Consider the following 15,307-nt stretch of genomic DNA (forward strand, 5'->3'; position numbering starts at 1 on the left):
TCACGCTCCAATCCTGCGGCCTAGGCCGCCTTCTGCCGGTGCCTCCAGATGGACTGCACGATCCCCACCGACATGAGCTGGACCACCATGGAGGACGAGCCATAGGTGACGAAGGGCAGCGGGATGCCCGTGATCGGCATGATGCCGAGGCACATGCCCACGTTCTCCAGCACCTGGAACGTCCACATGGCGACGCAGCCCACGAGCACGAGCTTGGTGAAGTGGTTCTCGGTCCTCATGGCGAGCAGGACCGTCGAGAGGATCATCCACGCGTAGAGCCCGAGCAGCAGCACGGACCCGACGAAGCCGAACTGCTCGGCGAACAGGGAGAACACGAAGTCCGTCTGTGCCTCGGGGACAAAGCCGTTCAGCGCCTGGGTGGCGTTGCCGAAGCCCTTGCCGAACAGGCCGCCCGAGCCGACGGCGATCATGGCCTGCTGGAGGTTGTAGCCGTCCCCGGTGGGGTCGACGCTCGGGTCCACGAAGACGATGAGGCGCTTGAGCTGGTACTCCTTGAGGATGTGAGGCAGCCCGTCGATCATCGAGGTGACGACCACGAGCGCGGCGACGCCCACGATCAGCGCGATGGTGAGCAGCACCCAGGTGCGCGGCGCGCCGCTCACGATGATCACCGTGGCGCCGATGAAGAAGATGATGAGGCCGGTGCCCAGGTCGAGCGTCAGGATCAGCAGCAGCGGCACGAGCAGCGTCCCGCAGAGCCGCGCGTAGTCCCGGAACGACTCGATCTTGCCGTTGTACTGGGCGCAGGCGGAGGCCATGAGGAAGATGGTCACGATCTTGCCGGGCTCGGAGGGCTGAAAGCGGATGGGACCGAGCTTCACCCAGCCGACCATGCCGAGGCCGCCCTCGTAGCCGAGGCCCGGCACGCGGGGCAGCACCATCAGCACACAGGCGAGGACGAAGAGGGCCGTGGTCATGTTGGCGAGCGCGCGGCAGTCGTAGCGCCAGATCGCGACGGCCACGACGAGGCCGATCGCGATGCCGGCGAGGTGGCTCGGGAAGCTCGCCTCGGGGATGGAGAGCGAGGCCGAGAAGATCGTGATGACCCCGGCGATGACGATGAGCAGGGCCGGGATGAGCTGCGAGAGGTAGAGGTTGTCGAGCGGCCCGGCCGGGCGCCCCATCTTCGCCGCTCCGCGCGCGTGGCGCCCGCCAACCGCGGTCGCGGCGGAGGAAGCCTCGCTGACGATCGATGCCATGCCTGCCTCCCTAGTCCCCCGCCGCGTAGACGGACGTGGCGGTGTCCGGTTCGCCGTAGATCGCCCCGAGCGTGTCGCGCGCCACGAGCATGGCCGTCGAGGAGCCCCAGTCGCCGCCGTCCACGTTGGCGACGACGACGTACTTGGGGTCGTCGGAGGGGGCGTAGCAGGCGAACCAGCAGACGTTGCGGTCCGCGGCGATCTGCTCGGCCGTGCCGGTCTTGCCGGCCACGGACACGCTCATGTTGGTCCAGTGCTCCGTCTGGGACGGCGACTCCTCGTAGATAACTCCCCACAGGCCCCGCTCGACGAGGTCGCGGTAGCTCTGGTCCTCCTCGACGTCGAGGATCTGCTCGGGCTTGTATTCCGAGACGAAGCCCTCCCCCACCTTGGCGCGGACGCCCCTGAGCACGTGGGGCTTCCAGACCGGGCCACGGTTGGCGATGCTCGCGTAGGCGTCGGCCATCTGCAGGCAGGTGACGAGCATGTCGCCCTGGCCGATGGCGATGTTGCAGTTGTCGCCGCCCTTCCAGGAGCTGTCCTCGTCCGAGTAGCCGAGCTCCTTGTAGTACTCGCGCTTCCACGCGGCGTCGGGCACGCGCCCGGCCGCCTCGCCGGAAAGGTCGATCCCGGAGACGGCGCCCAGGCCGTAGGCGCGGAAGGTCTCCTGCATGCCCTCGGGGTCGTCGGCGTAGTAGAACCCCTTGCCGATCTCGTAGAAGACGATGTCGCAGGAGTAGGTGATGCCGGAGACCAGGTTGACGGAGCCGTGGCCCGACTCCTGCCAGCACTTCATCACCGTGCCGTCCTCGGCGCTGCCCGTCCACGACCACCAGCCCGAGCAGTACCACGAGGAGTCGGCCGTCGCCACGCCAAAGTTGAGCGCGGCGAAGGCCGTGAGCGGCTTGATGACGGAGCCGGAGGGGTACTGGCCGGAGATGGCGCGGTTCAGGAGCGGGTAGTTGGAGTCCTCGGCGGACAGGACGTCCCAGTCCGCCTGGGAGATGCCGCCGGTGAAGACGTTGGGCGAGAAGGTCGGGTAGCTCGCCATCGCGAGCACCTCGCCGTTGGTGCAGTCGAGCGCGACGACCGAGCCGGCGACGCAGTTCTGCCCCGCCTCGCGCTGCGTCGTCACGACCTTGTCGAGGGACTCCTCGGCGGCGCGCTGCACCTCGGAGTCGATCGTGAGCACGACGTCCGAGCCGCTCTCGGGCTCGATGTTGGTCGAGTAGCCGAGGACGTTGCCCTCGGCGTCGACGAAGACCGTCTGCTCGCCGCGCGTCCCGGCGAGCACGTTCTCGTAGGAGAGCTCGACGCCGGACTGGCCCACGACGTCGCCCGAGCGGTAGGTGACCGCGCCGTCCGCGGCGTCGTCGCCCTTCTCGAGCTGCTCCTCGGTCACGGTGCCGACGTAGCCCACGACGTGCGCGGCGCGCGACCCCTGCGGGTAGGAGCGCTGCGTGCGCTGCTGCACGGAGACGCCGGGAAACGCCTCGGGGTGCTCGCCGATGAAGGCGACGACGCGGCGCGAGACGTCCACGGAGACCGTGCGCGGGCTCTGGTAGCCGTCCGTCGTGTCCTGGAGCTTGCGGCGGACCGCCTGCGCGGGCATGCCGATGAGGTTGGCGAGCAGCTGGACCTCCACGTCGTCGTCGATGACGTCGCCCTCGGCGACCACCGTCAGGCTCGCGCGGTTGCCGACGATCTCGACGCCGTTGCGGTCGAGAATGCGCCCGCGCGGGGCCTGCGTGTAGATCGTGCCCCGCCGGTTCTTCTCGGCCTGCTCGACGTAGTCCTCCGAGGAGACGAGCTGCATCGACCACAGACGGGCGAGCAGGACGCTGAAGACGGCGCCCACCCCGACGGCGAGTCCGACGAGCCGCGAGGAGGCGGTCTTCTCGCCCGAGGAGTCCGCGCCGCCCGAGGCGCGCGGGGCAGCGCCGCCGATGTCGAAGGTGAAGTTGGCCTCGGAGCGCCCGAAGATGAGAAACACCACGACGAGCGCAACCGCGAGCACCGCGCAGACGATGACGATGACGAGGGAGACGTCCATGGGGGTCCCTACAGACCGTGGCGGCCGAGCGAGCCGCCGCGCGGGCGCCCTCCGCCGAGCCCGGAGCCGTGCGTGCGCACGCGGGAGAAGTAGTAGGCGAACGGCAGGAAGAAGACGACCGTGAGCAGGGCCGTGGGGAGGGCCCGCAGGAAGAGCACGTCAACGAGGGAGGACGCCTGGCCCACGAGGAGCATCGCGAGGTGGTAGACCACGGAGACGCCGAGCGAGACGGCCGCCGCGTGGACGACCGAGGACGCGAGGTCGCCCGCGAGCCGCTCGCGCGCGCTCATGCCGAGCAGGGCGCCGGCGACCGTGAGGCAGAACGCCATGAGGCCGATCGGGCCCGTGGAGGAGAGGTCGAAGAGCAGGCCCGCGAGAAAGCCCGCCACCGGCGCGCCCCCGCGCCCGGAGAAGAGCGCGTAGCAGACCGTGAAGACGAGCGCGAAGTTGGCCCGCCCGTTGCCGAGCGCCACGTTGGGCGCCAGCGTGAGCTGGAAGACGAGGCAGAGCACGGCCATCACGACCGTCGTGCGGGACTCGCGGCCCCGGTCCGCAACGCGCATGGCTCCCCCTCCCTACTCGCTCGCCGAGGCGTCGCCGGAGGCGGGGGCGTCGCCCTCGCCGTCATCGGCGCCCTGGTCCTGGCCCTCGTCATCGGAGCCGTCGTCCTGACCGGACGCGTCGGCGTCCGTGGTGTGCTCCTGGGCGTCCGCCTCGGCGATGTCCTCGGCGCTCGCCCGCTGGTCCTCCGTGATCGAGGTGATGACGAGCACCTCCTCCGAGCGGGTCGTGTCCGCGTAGAGCTCGACCACGATGTCGAGGTAGAGGTCGCCCGGGTTGCTGGTGACGCTCACCACCTCGCCGATGGGGAGCCCCTTGGGAAACACGCCGCCCAGGCCGCTCGTCACGACGACGTCGCCGGCGTTGACCTCCTGGCCGGTGGAGACGAGCTCGAGGTGGACCTCGCCGTCCGCCGAGCCGGAGAGCATGCCCTGCGCCCGGCTCGACTGTATCATGGCCGAGATCGACGAGCTCTCGTCGGACAGGAGCCGCACCGTCGAGGTGGAGGCGCTGCAGGAGATGATCTGCCCGATGACGCCGCTCGAGGTGGTGACCGGCATGCCCGGGGTCAGGCCCGAGGACGAGCCCTTGTCGAGCGTCACCGTGGACGACCACGAGTCGGTCGAGCCGGAGATGATGCGCGCGGCGGTGGACTGGAGATTGTTGGAGTCGCGCAGGTCGAGAAGGTCCTGCAGCCGCTGGGCGGAGCCGGCGTCCTCCTCGAGCTCGGCGTTTCTCGCCCGCAGCTCGTCCACCTCGGCCTGGAGCTCGGAGAGCGTCGCCTGGTCGGCGGTGAGGTTGGCGAAGACGTTCCCGAGGCCGCGGATCGGGGCGGTCACGGTAGCGCCGAGCGTGCGGACCGGCGCAGTCACGGTCTGGAACGCCCCGCGCACCGCCTCGAGCGGGCCGGTCCCGCCCGACTGGCAGCTGAGGGTGAACAGCGCGACGGAGAGGACGAGGCACACGACGAGCTCGCGCCCGCCGCCAGATCGCTTCTTCGCTGTGCCAAGGGTCGGGGCCGCGCCGCGACCCTTCGAGGAGAGCGGCACCTTACTGGCCCGTGCTCTGGACGAAGCCGCCCGAGAGCGCGTTGGCCTCGAGGACCTTGGCGCAGCCGTTGACCACGTTCTCGAGGGCGGTGGGGCTGACGTTCACCGGGACCCCGGTCTCCTCGCGCAGGCGCTGGTCGAGCCCGCGGAGAAGGCCGCCGCCGCCGGTGAGGAGGATGCCATAGTACATGAGGTCCGAGGCGAGGTCGGGAGGGGTGACGTCGAGCGCGTCCTTGACGGCCTTGGTGACCTCGTCGAGCGGGCGGTCGAGCGCGCGGCGGATCTCCTCGCTCTCGATGCGCACGGTCTTGGGCAGGCCGCTCATGACGTCGCGGCCGTTGACCTCGACGTCGAGCTCCTCGGCGAGCGGCGCCGCGGAGCCCACCTTGATCTTGATGTCCTCGGCGGTGCGCTCGCCGATGGAGAGGTTGTAGGCGTCGCGCACGTGCTGGAGGATCGTCTGGTCGAACTCGTCGCCGGCCGTGCGGATGGACTGCGAGACGACGATGCCGCCCATCGAGATGACGGCGACCTCGGTGGTGCCGCCGCCGATGTCGACGACCATCGAGCCCGTGGGGTCCTCGATCGGCAGGTCGGCGCCGATCGCGGCGGCCATCGGCTCCTCGATGAGGTAGGCCTGGCGCGCGCCGGCCTGAATCGTCGCCTCGAAGACCGCGCGCTTCTCGACCGAGGTGACGCCCGAGGGGACGCACACGACGACGCGCGGGCGCGGCGACCAGGGGTAGCGGCGCTCGCGGGCCTTCTCGATGAAGTAGCGCAGCATGACCTCGGTGACGTCGAAGTCGGCGATGACGCCGTCCTTGAGCGGGCGCTCGGCGATGATCGAGCCAGGCGTGCGGCCGATCATGCGCTTGGCGTCGGCGCCGACGGCGAGCACGCGGCTCTCGCTCTTGTCGATCGCGACGACGGAGGGCTCGTTGATGACGATGCCCTGCCCGCGCACGGCGACGAGCGTGTTGGCGGTGCCGAGGTCGATGGCCAGGTCGCCGCCGTATTCGCCAAAGAGTGAGTCAATGATCGACATGGGCGAGGTCCTACTCGGTCGCGGCCGCTGCGTCGGAGCCCGTCGCGTCGGCGTTGGCAGGGGCTGCGGGCTCCTCGGGGGAGATGGTGGCGTCGGCGGAATCGGAATCGGTGCCGCTGGTGGCGTCGGTGCCCTCGGCGCCGTCGACGGCGTCATCGTGGGCGACGACGTCGGTCGTCGTGTCGGCCGGGGCGTCAGCGTTGTCGTTGGAGTCGTCCTGGGCGCCGTCGGGCTGGGAGAGGTAGACCGGGGTGACGGCGCTCACCTTCCAGCCGATGCCGTCGCGCGTCATGTCGATCGTGTAGTCCTGTTGCCCGCCGGAGGACAGCGTCGCCGTGACGTAGACCGTCGACTCCATCATGGCGCGGTCGACGCCGGTGACGCTCACCTCGGCGCCAGAGGGCAGGATGTCGGACATCTCCTGAATCTGGGCCGTCGAGAGGTCGCTCACGACGTAGGCGGCCAGGTCGGAGCCCTGCGTCTTGGCGTCGAAGAGCTGCTCGGCCACGGCCTGCTGCGTCGGCCAGCCGTAGCCGTTGATGTAGGCGAAGGCCCCGCCGCCGGCGAGAAGCGCGAGCAGCAGGAAGATGACGAGAAAGACCTTGAGGCCGGTGTGGCGGTGCTTGCGCTTGACCTTGCGGTCCATGCGATCCTGCTGGACGAGGTCCTCCTCGCTGACGGAGAAGAAGCCGGTGTCCTCGGGCGAGGGCATGAGCTCGCCGGAGGCCCCGGTCGGGTCGAGCGGATCGTAGGAGGCGCCGTAGCCGGCCGCCGCGAGGAAGGCGTCGGTCTCGGAGGGCTGACGGGCGCCGATGGAGGCCACCGCCTTGCGCGCCGCGTCGTAGGACGCCTGCGCCTCGGGCGAGAGCTCGTAGGTGCCGTCGGCGGTCGCGTGGGCGAAGGCGTCGACGGCCTCGTTCATGCGGTTGGCGGCGACGTAGGCCAGCGCGAGGTCGCACCAGATCCTGTTCTGGTCCTCGAGCGGCGTGGTGAAGTCGAGGGCCGTGCGGTAGGCCTCGACCGCGTCCACGGCGCGGCCGAGCCGCATGAAGCAGCTCCCCAGGTCGCTGAGGGCGAGCGCGGGGGCGGGGTTGGACTCGTCGATGGCGGCGCTGCGGTAGGCGATGCCGGCGTTGCGGACGTCGCCGATCTGCTCGTAGGCGCTGCCGAGCGCCATGTAGGCCTTGTACGGGGTGGCGTAGCCGGAGTCGGCGACGGCGTCGGTCAGGGCGGAGACGGCCTCCTGCGGGCGACCGGCGGCCAGCAGGGCGCGGCCGCGGTTGCAGGAGAGGGCCCCGCGCTTGCCGTAGGAGGCGTCGGCGAGCGCGGCCTCATACGCCTGGGCGGCGGCGTCGAACTGGCCGAGCTTCATGTAGGCGTTGCCGCGCAGGTGGTCGACCTCGCCAGCGAGCTCGCCGGGCTGCTTGGCGCCGTCGAGGAGGGTGACCGCGCGGAGCCAGTCGGCCTCCTGGTAGGCGCGCTTGCCGGATTCAAATGCCTGTTGATTCACGATGTCCTCCTGAGTGGCTCTCGACGCCTAGGCGCCGGCGTGCTCGATGCGGATCGAGTTGATGACGTCGCCCGCCCTGAGCTCGCCGACGACGTCGGCCCCCTCAAGCGTGCGACCGAAGACAGTGTATCCCGAGTCGAGGCCGTGCTGCGCCCCGAGGCAGAAGTAGAACTGCGAGCCCGCCGAGTCCGGGTCGGCCGAGCGCGCCATCGCGAGGGCGCGGTCGACGTGGGAGTTGCGCGGGTTGGTCGTGAACTCCTGGCGGATGCGATAGCCGGGGCCGCCCGTGCCCGGGCGCCCGTGGGGGCCGACCTCGCCGCGCGCGACCTGTTCGGGCGTCATGTCACGCGTGTTGGGGCAGCCGCCCTGGATCACGAAGCCGGGGACGTAGCGATGGAACTTGAGGCCGTCATAGAACCCGCTCGAGGCGAGCTCGCAGAAGTTGGCCACATGGACGGGCGCGCCCGCGCCGTCAAGGGCGACCCGGACGACGCCCTTCGAGGTGTCGAACACCGCGACCTCGTCGCCCGTGACGACGTAGTCCGGCATGTGGAGCGGGTCCTGAATGAATCCCATGTCGCCTCCTGGTTCGAACGGCGGAGCGGTTTTCTTCAACTCCATGATTCTAGCAGTATGCGATAGGTTTCACATATTCGGCATGCCTAAAAGGGGTCAGTCCCCTTTTAGGCATGCCACAGACCGACTCTGCAAAACTTGCTAAAAAGGGGTCTGACCCCTTTTAGGCAACTTTCTGGGGACGCCAGGCGTCGTAGTTCTCGTCGAAGAGGCTCACGTAGTCGGAGGCGGCGTCGAGCGAGCCCGCGATCGCATCGGCGGAGGCGGCGAGGTCGTCCGCGTCCGCCGCGCGCTGCCACGCGTCGGTGAGGATGTCGCAGCGGTTGCGCAGCCAGCTGCCGAGGGTCTGCAGGTGCTCGAGGTCCTCCGCGTACGCCCCGTCGGCGTCGTCGAGCAGGCTCGCGTCGGAGATGAGGTTGGAGACGTCGATGGAGATCGACTGGGCCTGCGAGAGCCCGTCCGCGATCGCGCCCGTATCTGCCGCCGAGCAGGCGTCGCGGAGCGCGTCCTCGCTCTCGGCGACCGCCTGCTCGAGCTCGCCGAGCCGCCCGTAGGCGTCGTCGATCAGCTCGAAGGGGTCGCTCGTCTGGGTCTTCTCGCCGTCCCCCTCGCCCTGCTCGTCGCGGTCCTGCCCGGTCAGCGACTCGACGATGCCCGGGAACCCGGACATCGAGGTGTCGGCGGGCTCGGAGGCGCGCGTCACCGAGGCGGAGGGGTCCCAGGGATGGGTGATGAGCAGCGCGGCGCCGCCCACGATCGCCACCGCGAAGAGCGCGGCGAAGGCGAAGGCGCGGGGCCGGGGCATGCGATCGCGCGCCGCCGCGGGGGACGACTCGTCGTCGGCGGGCGGGATGGCGCTCTCGATGCGCGTCATGACGCCGGTCCTCGCCGAGGCGGCCTCGTCGTCGGCATCGTCGGCGATCTCGGGCAGGTCGAGCTGGCGCACGGGGCGCTCGGGCTCCTCCTCGACCACGGCGCGGCCGCACTTGGGACAGACCCGCTCCCCGGCGGGGACCAGCGCCCCGCAGCCGGGGCACCACGTCAGCTCGTCGAGGGAAATCCTCTGCGTGACCTCGGTCGAGGCGTGGCAGCGCGGGCAGGAGGCCGCGCCGTCGGGCATCGTCGCGCCGCATCTCGGACAGACCTGGGACAACTTCCGCCCCCTCAGACGAGCGAGTCAAGCACGTACGGGAGGATGCCGCCCCGGGCGAGGAAGGCGCCCTCCATGGGCGTGTCGACGCGCACCACGCAGCTAAAGCTCACCACGTCGCCGCCCGGGCGCGTGGCCCGCACGGTCACCGTGCGCGGCTCCGGGAGCCCCTCGGAGAGGTCAACCGGGTCCACGTCAAAGACCTCCGTGCCGAGAAGACCGAGCTTCTCGGCGCTCTGCCCCTCCTCGAACTGGAGCGGCAGCACGCCCATCTGCACCAGGTTGGAGCGGTGGATGCGCTCGAAGCTCTCCGCGATCACGGCGCGCACGCCCAGAAGCAGCGGCCCCTTGCCGGCCCAGTCGCGGCTCGAGCCGGAGCCGTAGAGCTTGCCGGCCACCACGACGAGCGGCACGCCGGCGGCGCGGTAGGCCTCGGCGGCGTCGAAGATGGGCTCGACCTCGCCGGTGAGCAGGTTCGTGGTCCAGCCGCCCACGCGGCCGCCCGCGAGGGCGTTCTTAAGCTTCACGTTGGCGAAGGTGCCGCGCGCCATGACCTCGTGGTTGCCGCGCCGGGCGCCGTAGGTGTTGAAGTCCTCGCGCGCCACGCCGTGCGCCTCGAGGTAGCGCGCCGCCGGGGAGTCCGCCGCGATGGAGCCGGCGGGCGAGATGTGGTCGGTCGTCACGAAGTCGCCGAGCAGTGCGAGGGCGCGGGCCCCGCGCACCTCGACGACGTCCTGGGGCCGCGCGATGTCGAAGTAGGGCGCGCGGCGCACGTAGGTGGACGCGTCGTCCCACGGGAAGGTGGCGGACTCGCCGGACTCGATCGCGCGCCACGCCGCGCCGCCCTCGAGCAGGCCGCGCGCGCCCTCCGCAAAGAGGCTCGCGTCGAGGCTGCCGGCCAGGGCGGCCGCGACCTCGTCGTCGGTGGGCATGAGCTCGGAGAGCATGACCGGGGCCCCGTCGGCGCCGACGCCCACGGGCTCGCACGTGAGGTCCACGTCCACCGTGCCCGCGAGCGAGTAGGCGACGACGAGGGCGGGTGCGCAGAGGTAGTTCTGGCTCACGTCGGGCGAGATGCGCCCCTCGAAGTTGCGGTTGCCGGAGAGCACGCTCGTGAGCTCGAGCTCCTCGGCGTGCGCCTTGAGGCAGGCCTTGATCTCGCCGGAGTTGCCGATGCAGCTCATGCAGCCGAAGCCGCAGGTGAAGAAGCCGAGCTCGCGCAGCGGCTCGGAGAGGCCGCAGCGCTCGAGCAGAAGCTCGGTGGCGTGGCTGCCCGGCGCGAGGACCTTCTTGACCCAGGGCTTCGGCCTGAGGCCGCGCTCCACGGCGTGGCGCGCGAGCAGGCCGGCGGCGACCATCATGGCCGGGTCCGTGGCGGTCGTGCAGCTGGTGATCGCCGCGATCGCGATGGCGCCGTGGCCGAGCGCGCCCGCGCCCTCGACCTCCACGCGCTCGTCGAGGGAACGGCCGTTCTCGCGCGCGGCGGTCTCGAAGCGCTCCTTGAGGCCGGAGACCGACACGCGGTCGTGCGGGCGGGAGGGACCGGCGAGCGAGGGCTCGACGGAGGCGAGGTCGAGCTCGAGGGTGCGCGCGTAGACGCGGCCGCAGCCGGTCCCGAACACGCCCTGGGCCTCGAGGTAGCTGCGGGCGAAGGCGAGCTCGGAGGCGTCGCGCCCGGCGAGCGCCAGGTAGTCGAGGGTCTTCTCGTCCACCGGGAAGAGCGTGGCCGTGGCGCCGTACTCGGGGGTCATGTTGGCCACGCAGGCGCGCTGCGTGGCGGTGAGCGCGCCTGCCCCCTCGCCCGTCACCTCGACGATGGTCCCGACCACGCCCTCGGCGCGCAGGAGCTGGGCCACCGTGAGGGCCACGTCCATGCCCGAGACGCCCGGGCGCAGCGCGCCCGTGAGGCGCAGCTCCACGACCGGCGGCACGAGCATGGAGACCGGCTGGCCGAGCGCCGCCGCCTCCGCCTCGATGCCGCCGACGCCCCAGCCGAGCACGCCGACGCCGTTGGCGGTCGTGGTGTGGGAGTCGGTGCCCACGAGCGTGTCGAAGCAGGCCACCTCCCGGTCGCCGGTCGCGAGCGCGTCGGTCGTGACGACGTCGCAGAAGCGCTCGATGTTGAGCTGGTGGCAGATGCCGCCGCCGGGCGGCACGATCTCGACGTTGTCAAAGGAGCGGCTCGCCCACTTGAGGAAGGAGAAGCGCTCGCGGTTGCGCGCGGCCTCGAGCTCCTCGTTCTTCTCGGAGGCGCAGGGCGTCTCGGCCTCGTCGGCGATCACGGAGTGGTCGACGACCAGCGTGCAGGGGATCTGCGGGTTCACGCGCATCGGGTCGCCCCCGCGCTCGACCATGGCGTCGCGCATCGCGGCGAAGTCCACGAAGACCGGGACGCCGGTGAAGTCCTGGAAGAGCACGCGCGCGGGCATGAACTCTATCTCGTCGCCCGCGGAGCCGGAGAGCCCGGCGTCCAGGACGGCCGCGGCCATGCGGACGGCGTCCTCGTCCGTGCGCGCGCGGCGCACGACGTTCTCGAGCAGGACGACGAGCGCGCGGGGCAGGCGGTCGGCGCCGGGGATGGCCGAGACGACGTGCGCGAGGCGGGAGACGCCCCCGGCCGAAAGGTCCACGGGACGGCGCGCCTCACGGACCGCCCCGGCGAGGTCACTGCTCTGCGTCATGTCCACCCTCCACCTTTCTCACGATCTTGAGGAAGCGCTCGCTCGTCTCGAAGCCGGCGAGCGAACGGTCGTACAGCCAGTTGAAGAACGCCACCGCGACGACGCCGGCGGCGACGATCACGACCCCCATGCTACCCGTAAACGACACGATCTCGAAGAACGGGGCCGCAACCGTACACCCAAGCGCAACAATGGCGACGATGACGGCGAGAAGGGCGGCGCGCAGCGGGGTCATCGGCTGCGAGATGCGCCAGATCAGCGCGATGCCGACGCAGGCGACGAGCACCGTGCACACCGACGAGATCTCCCCGAAGGAGTGGTCGAGGGCGCGCCCGGCGACGAGCTCGGCGAACAGCGCGCACACGATGGCGACCGAGGCGGGCAGCGAGCGCGCAAGCACGTTGGCGAGGAAGTCGCCGCGAACGCGCTCGTGGTTGGGCTCGAGCGCGAGCACGAACGACGGGATGCCGATCACGGCCGTGGAGAGCAGCGACATCTGAATCGGGATGAAGGGGTACGGCGGCATCACGATGCACACGAGGGCGAGCGCCGCCGTGAAGACGGTCTTCACGAGGAAGAGCGAGGCGGAGCGCTGCAGGTTGTTGATCGAGCGGCGGCCCTCGGCCACGACCTCCGGCATGTGCGCGAAGTCGTTGTCGGCGAGGACGATCTCGGAGACGTTGCGCGCGGCGGCCGACCCCGACGCCATGGCGACCGAGCAGTCGGCCTCGCGCAGGGCGAGCACGTCGTTCACGCCGTCGCCCGTCATCGCGACGGTCCGGCCGCGACGATGCAGGGCCTGCACGAGCTCGCGCTTCTGCTGCGGCGTCACGCGACCGAAGACGCGCGCCTCGTCGACGGCCGCGTCGAGCTTCTCGGGCGTGTCGAGCGTCGTGGCGTCGACGAAGCGATCGGCGAGCGGCACGCCGGCGCGCGCCGCGATGGCCGAGACGGTGCGCGGGTCGTCCCCCGAGATGACGCGCAGCTCGACGCCCTGGTCGAGAAAGAAGCGCATGGTCTGGGCGGCGGTGGGCCTGATCTCGTCGCGGATGGCCACGCAGCCGAGCAGGCGCACGTCGCCCTCGATGGCGTCGTCGGGCGAGAAGGACGCGCACTCCCCGACCACGAGCACGCGCTCGGTGGCGTCGAACCCCGAGGCAAGGGCGTCGGCCTCGGCGGCGCGCCCCGCCCCGAGCACGAAGGCGGCCGCGCCCATCACGAGCGCGCGGCCGTCAGCCGTCACGCAGCCCGAGTACTTGCGGGCGGACGAGAAGGGCACGGCGCGCGCGACGCCCCCCGCGACGAGGCCCCGCTCGTCCGCGTGACGCAGGATCGCGCGGGCGGTCTCGTTGGCGTCGGCCTCGTTGGCGCCCACGATCGTGGCGAGGTCGCCCGCCACGGCGGCCGGGTCGGCGCCGGGCGCGGCGACCACGCGCGCGACCTCCATCTCCCCGGTCGTGATGGTGCCGGTCTTGTCCAGGCAGAGCGTGTCCACGCGCGCGAGCGTCTCCACGCAGTAGGCCTGCTGCACGAGGACCATGCGCCGGCCCAGGCGGAAGGTCGCGATGGCGAGGACCGACGAGGTGAGCAGCACGAGCCCCTGCGGAATCATGCCGATGACCGCGGCGACCGACGTGAGGATCGCGTCGTTGAGGCTCCCGCCGTCCATGAGGTAGGACCGCGCGAAGAGCCCCAGGCCGAGCGGGACGAGCACGACGGTGCCCAGGCGGATGATCGCTCTGAGCGTGGCCTGAATCTCCGAGCGGACGGCCTTGACGTACTTGGCCTCGGCGTTGATGCGCGCGGCGTAGCCCTCGGCGCCCACGCGCGTCACGCGCGCGACCAGGCTGCCCGCGTCCACGAAGCTGCCCGAGAGCAGCTCGTCGCCGGGCCCCTTGGAGACGGGCGTGGACTCGCCCGTGAGCAGGCTCTCGTTCATGGAAACGAAGCCCTCCACGATCACGGCGTCCGCCGGGACCTGGTCGCCGTGGGCGAGCCGCATGAGGTCGTCGGCGACGAGCTCGGAGGGGGGCAGCGCCCGCTCGCCCCCCGCGCGGATGACCGTGACCTCCTTCTGGGTGAGGATCGTCAGCTTGTCGACCATGCGCTTGGCGCGGATCTCCTGCGTCACGCCGATCAGCAGGTTGGCGCCCACCACGCCCATGAAGAGCATGTTTCGGTACTCGCCGGTGAGGAGCACGAGCACGGCGAGCGCGAGGTTCACGCCGTTGAAGAGCGTGAGCGCGTGCTCGGCGACGATCTGGCGGACCGACTTGGTCTTGACATCGGTGTTGGCGTTCGTGCGGCCGTCGGCCACGCGCTCGGCGACCTCGGCCTCCGTGAGGCCGCGCAGCTCGGGGTTCTTCTCGTCCAGCGTCATCTCTCCCCTCTCCTTCAAGGCGTCCATTGTGCCATGCGGCCGCGACACAAACGCAATCCTTACGAAAAAGAGAGAATGCCGGCGCACGCGCAAGAAAAGGCCCGGACCCCTGGGGGCCCGGGCGAAACGTGCGTGGTGCGCCCAGGGGGATTCGAACCCACGACCTTCTGCTCCGGAGGCAGACGCTCTCATCCACTGAGCTATGGGCGCGTGCGCATGACAGTATAACCAATCGGAAACATCGCGGCACCCTCAATGGCGTAGAATCCGAGAAACACCCTCGGCGAGAGGAGCTCCCATGTTCTGCCCCAAGTGCGGCGCCACCAACCCCGACGGCGCCAAGTTCTGTGCCGGCTGCGGCGCCACGCTCGGCGGCGCGGCCGCGTCCGCCGCGACCACCGGCGCCGTCTCACAGGTCGGGCCCGTGTCCTCCAAGCACTCCAAGGGGCGTGTCGTGGGCATCGTCGTCGGCGTGGTCGCCGTCGTGGCCGTGGCGGCGGTCGTCGTCTACAACGTCTTCTTTGCCGAGCACGCCTTCCAGGGCGACCTCGGCATCGCCTCCCCCAGCAACCCCGGCGCCTCATACGGCCTCACCGTGAGCGGGGACACGATGACGGCCACGATGACGGGACCCGGAGGCTCCCTCACCGTCACGGCCCCCATCACCTCCCGGGAGGCGCAGGACGGCGGGACCCTCTTCACCTGCGAGAACGTCACGTGGAACAACTTCAGCGCCACGGGCGACGCGTCCTCCGGCCTCGAGAGCCAGAAGCAGTCGACGGGCAACCTCGACGTCACGGCCCAGATCCTCATCCCCAACTCGACCTCGCGCGGCGGGGTCGACGGGCGCTGGTCGTTCACCGCGCGCGTGACGATGGACGACCCGTACAGCGGGCAGCGCAGGTCCGCGGAGTTCACCGGGTGGGCCGAGGTCCCCGAGGGCTCGACGCAGGCCGAGATCTGCGTGCCGAACGTCAACTACCTGCAGCAGTGCCTGATCACGGGCTCCAACGGCTCCTACACCCTCTCCGGTGACTACGTTGGCACCCTCACCCTCACCGTCCTGCCCAAGTAGCGAGAAG

11 protein-coding genes and 1 tRNA gene are annotated in these 15,307 nt (G+C 70.8%); 1 reads left to right on the top strand and 11 read right to left on the bottom strand.

The window, feature by feature from the left end; translation table 11 throughout:
• Positions 1-20 precede the first annotated feature (20 nt).
• The 11 genes from H6A07_RS00225 to H6A07_RS00275 form a co-directional block, all read right to left on the bottom strand.
• Positions 21-1,220, bottom strand: coding sequence for an FtsW/RodA/SpoVE family cell cycle protein (locus H6A07_RS00225; protein WP_204812221.1), 1,200 nt, complete (start codon positions 1,218-1,220; stop codon positions 21-23).
• 10 nt (positions 1,221-1,230) lie between these two features.
• Positions 1,231-3,273: a penicillin-binding protein 2 gene (mrdA, locus tag H6A07_RS00230; RefSeq protein WP_204812222.1), complete on the bottom strand. Its 2,043-nt coding sequence runs from the start codon at positions 3,271-3,273 to the stop codon at positions 1,231-1,233.
• An 8-nt stretch (positions 3,274-3,281) separates the two neighbouring features.
• Positions 3,282-3,836, bottom strand: a complete 555-nt coding sequence (gene mreD / locus H6A07_RS00235; RefSeq protein WP_204812223.1) for a rod shape-determining protein MreD — start codon at positions 3,834-3,836, stop codon at positions 3,282-3,284.
• 12 nt (positions 3,837-3,848) lie between these two features.
• The gene (gene mreC, locus H6A07_RS00240; protein ID WP_204812224.1) at positions 3,849-4,883 is read right to left on the bottom strand and encodes a rod shape-determining protein MreC; all 1,035 of its coding nucleotides are present in this window, start codon (positions 4,881-4,883) and stop codon (positions 3,849-3,851) included.
• 1 nt (position 4,884) lies between these two features.
• Positions 4,885-5,928 (bottom strand): rod shape-determining protein, encoded by a 1,044-nt coding sequence (locus H6A07_RS00245; protein ID WP_204812225.1) that lies wholly within the window; start codon positions 5,926-5,928, stop codon positions 4,885-4,887.
• Between the two features lie 10 nt (positions 5,929-5,938).
• Positions 5,939-7,438, bottom strand: coding sequence for a tetratricopeptide repeat protein (locus tag H6A07_RS00250; RefSeq protein WP_204812226.1), 1,500 nt, complete (start codon positions 7,436-7,438; stop codon positions 5,939-5,941).
• Positions 7,439-7,465: 27 nt separating this feature from the next.
• Positions 7,466-8,014 (bottom strand): peptidylprolyl isomerase, encoded by a 549-nt coding sequence (locus H6A07_RS00255; RefSeq protein ID WP_204812229.1) that lies wholly within the window; start codon positions 8,012-8,014, stop codon positions 7,466-7,468.
• Positions 8,015-8,177: 163 nt separating this feature from the next.
• On the bottom strand, positions 8,178-9,167 hold the full coding sequence (locus tag H6A07_RS00260) for a zinc ribbon domain-containing protein (protein WP_204812231.1): 990 nt from the start codon (positions 9,165-9,167) through the stop codon (positions 8,178-8,180).
• 11 nt (positions 9,168-9,178) lie between these two features.
• Positions 9,179-11,845, bottom strand: a complete 2,667-nt coding sequence (gene acnA / locus H6A07_RS00265) for an aconitate hydratase AcnA (RefSeq protein WP_204812233.1) — start codon at positions 11,843-11,845, stop codon at positions 9,179-9,181.
• Positions 11,829-14,225 (bottom strand): HAD-IC family P-type ATPase, encoded by a 2,397-nt coding sequence (locus H6A07_RS00270; RefSeq protein ID WP_204812235.1) that lies wholly within the window; start codon positions 14,223-14,225, stop codon positions 11,829-11,831. Before H6A07_RS00270 ends, acnA begins: the two co-directional genes overlap by 17 nt.
• 133 nt (positions 14,226-14,358) lie before the next feature.
• A tRNA-Arg gene (locus tag H6A07_RS00275) sits at positions 14,359-14,435 on the bottom strand.
• Between the two features lie 88 nt (positions 14,436-14,523).
• On the opposite strand from H6A07_RS00275, the gene H6A07_RS00280 reads away from it, so the two are divergent.
• Positions 14,524-15,300, top strand: coding sequence for a zinc ribbon domain-containing protein (locus tag H6A07_RS00280; protein WP_204812237.1), 777 nt, complete (start codon positions 14,524-14,526; stop codon positions 15,298-15,300).
• Positions 15,301-15,307 lie beyond the last annotated feature (7 nt).

Origin of the sequence: Olsenella uli, from assembly GCF_016899935.1 — a bacterium.
In the GTDB taxonomy this organism is placed as follows: Bacteria; Actinomycetota; Coriobacteriia; order Coriobacteriales; family Atopobiaceae; genus Thermophilibacter; species Thermophilibacter uli_B.

Excerpts from the sequence above, each read along its gene's own strand:
- H6A07_RS00225 (WP_204812221.1), bottom strand. The coding sequence starts at position 1,220 with ATGGCATCGATCGTCAGCGAGGCTTCCTCCGCCGCGACCGCGGTTGGC.
- mrdA (WP_204812222.1), bottom strand. The coding sequence starts at position 3,273 with ATGGACGTCTCCCTCGTCATCGTCATCGTCTGCGCGGTGCTCGCGGTT.
- mreD (WP_204812223.1), bottom strand. The coding sequence starts at position 3,836 with ATGCGCGTTGCGGACCGGGGCCGCGAGTCCCGCACGACGGTCGTGATG.
- H6A07_RS00245 (WP_204812225.1), bottom strand. The coding sequence starts at position 5,928 with ATGTCGATCATTGACTCACTCTTTGGCGAATACGGCGGCGACCTGGCC.
- H6A07_RS00255 (WP_204812229.1), bottom strand. The coding sequence starts at position 8,014 with ATGGGATTCATTCAGGACCCGCTCCACATGCCGGACTACGTCGTCACG.
- acnA (WP_204812233.1), bottom strand. The coding sequence starts at position 11,845 with ATGACGCAGAGCAGTGACCTCGCCGGGGCGGTCCGTGAGGCGCGCCGT.
- H6A07_RS00270 (WP_204812235.1), bottom strand. The coding sequence starts at position 14,225 with ATGACGCTGGACGAGAAGAACCCCGAGCTGCGCGGCCTCACGGAGGCC.
- H6A07_RS00280 (WP_204812237.1), top strand. The coding sequence starts at position 14,524 with ATGTTCTGCCCCAAGTGCGGCGCCACCAACCCCGACGGCGCCAAGTTC.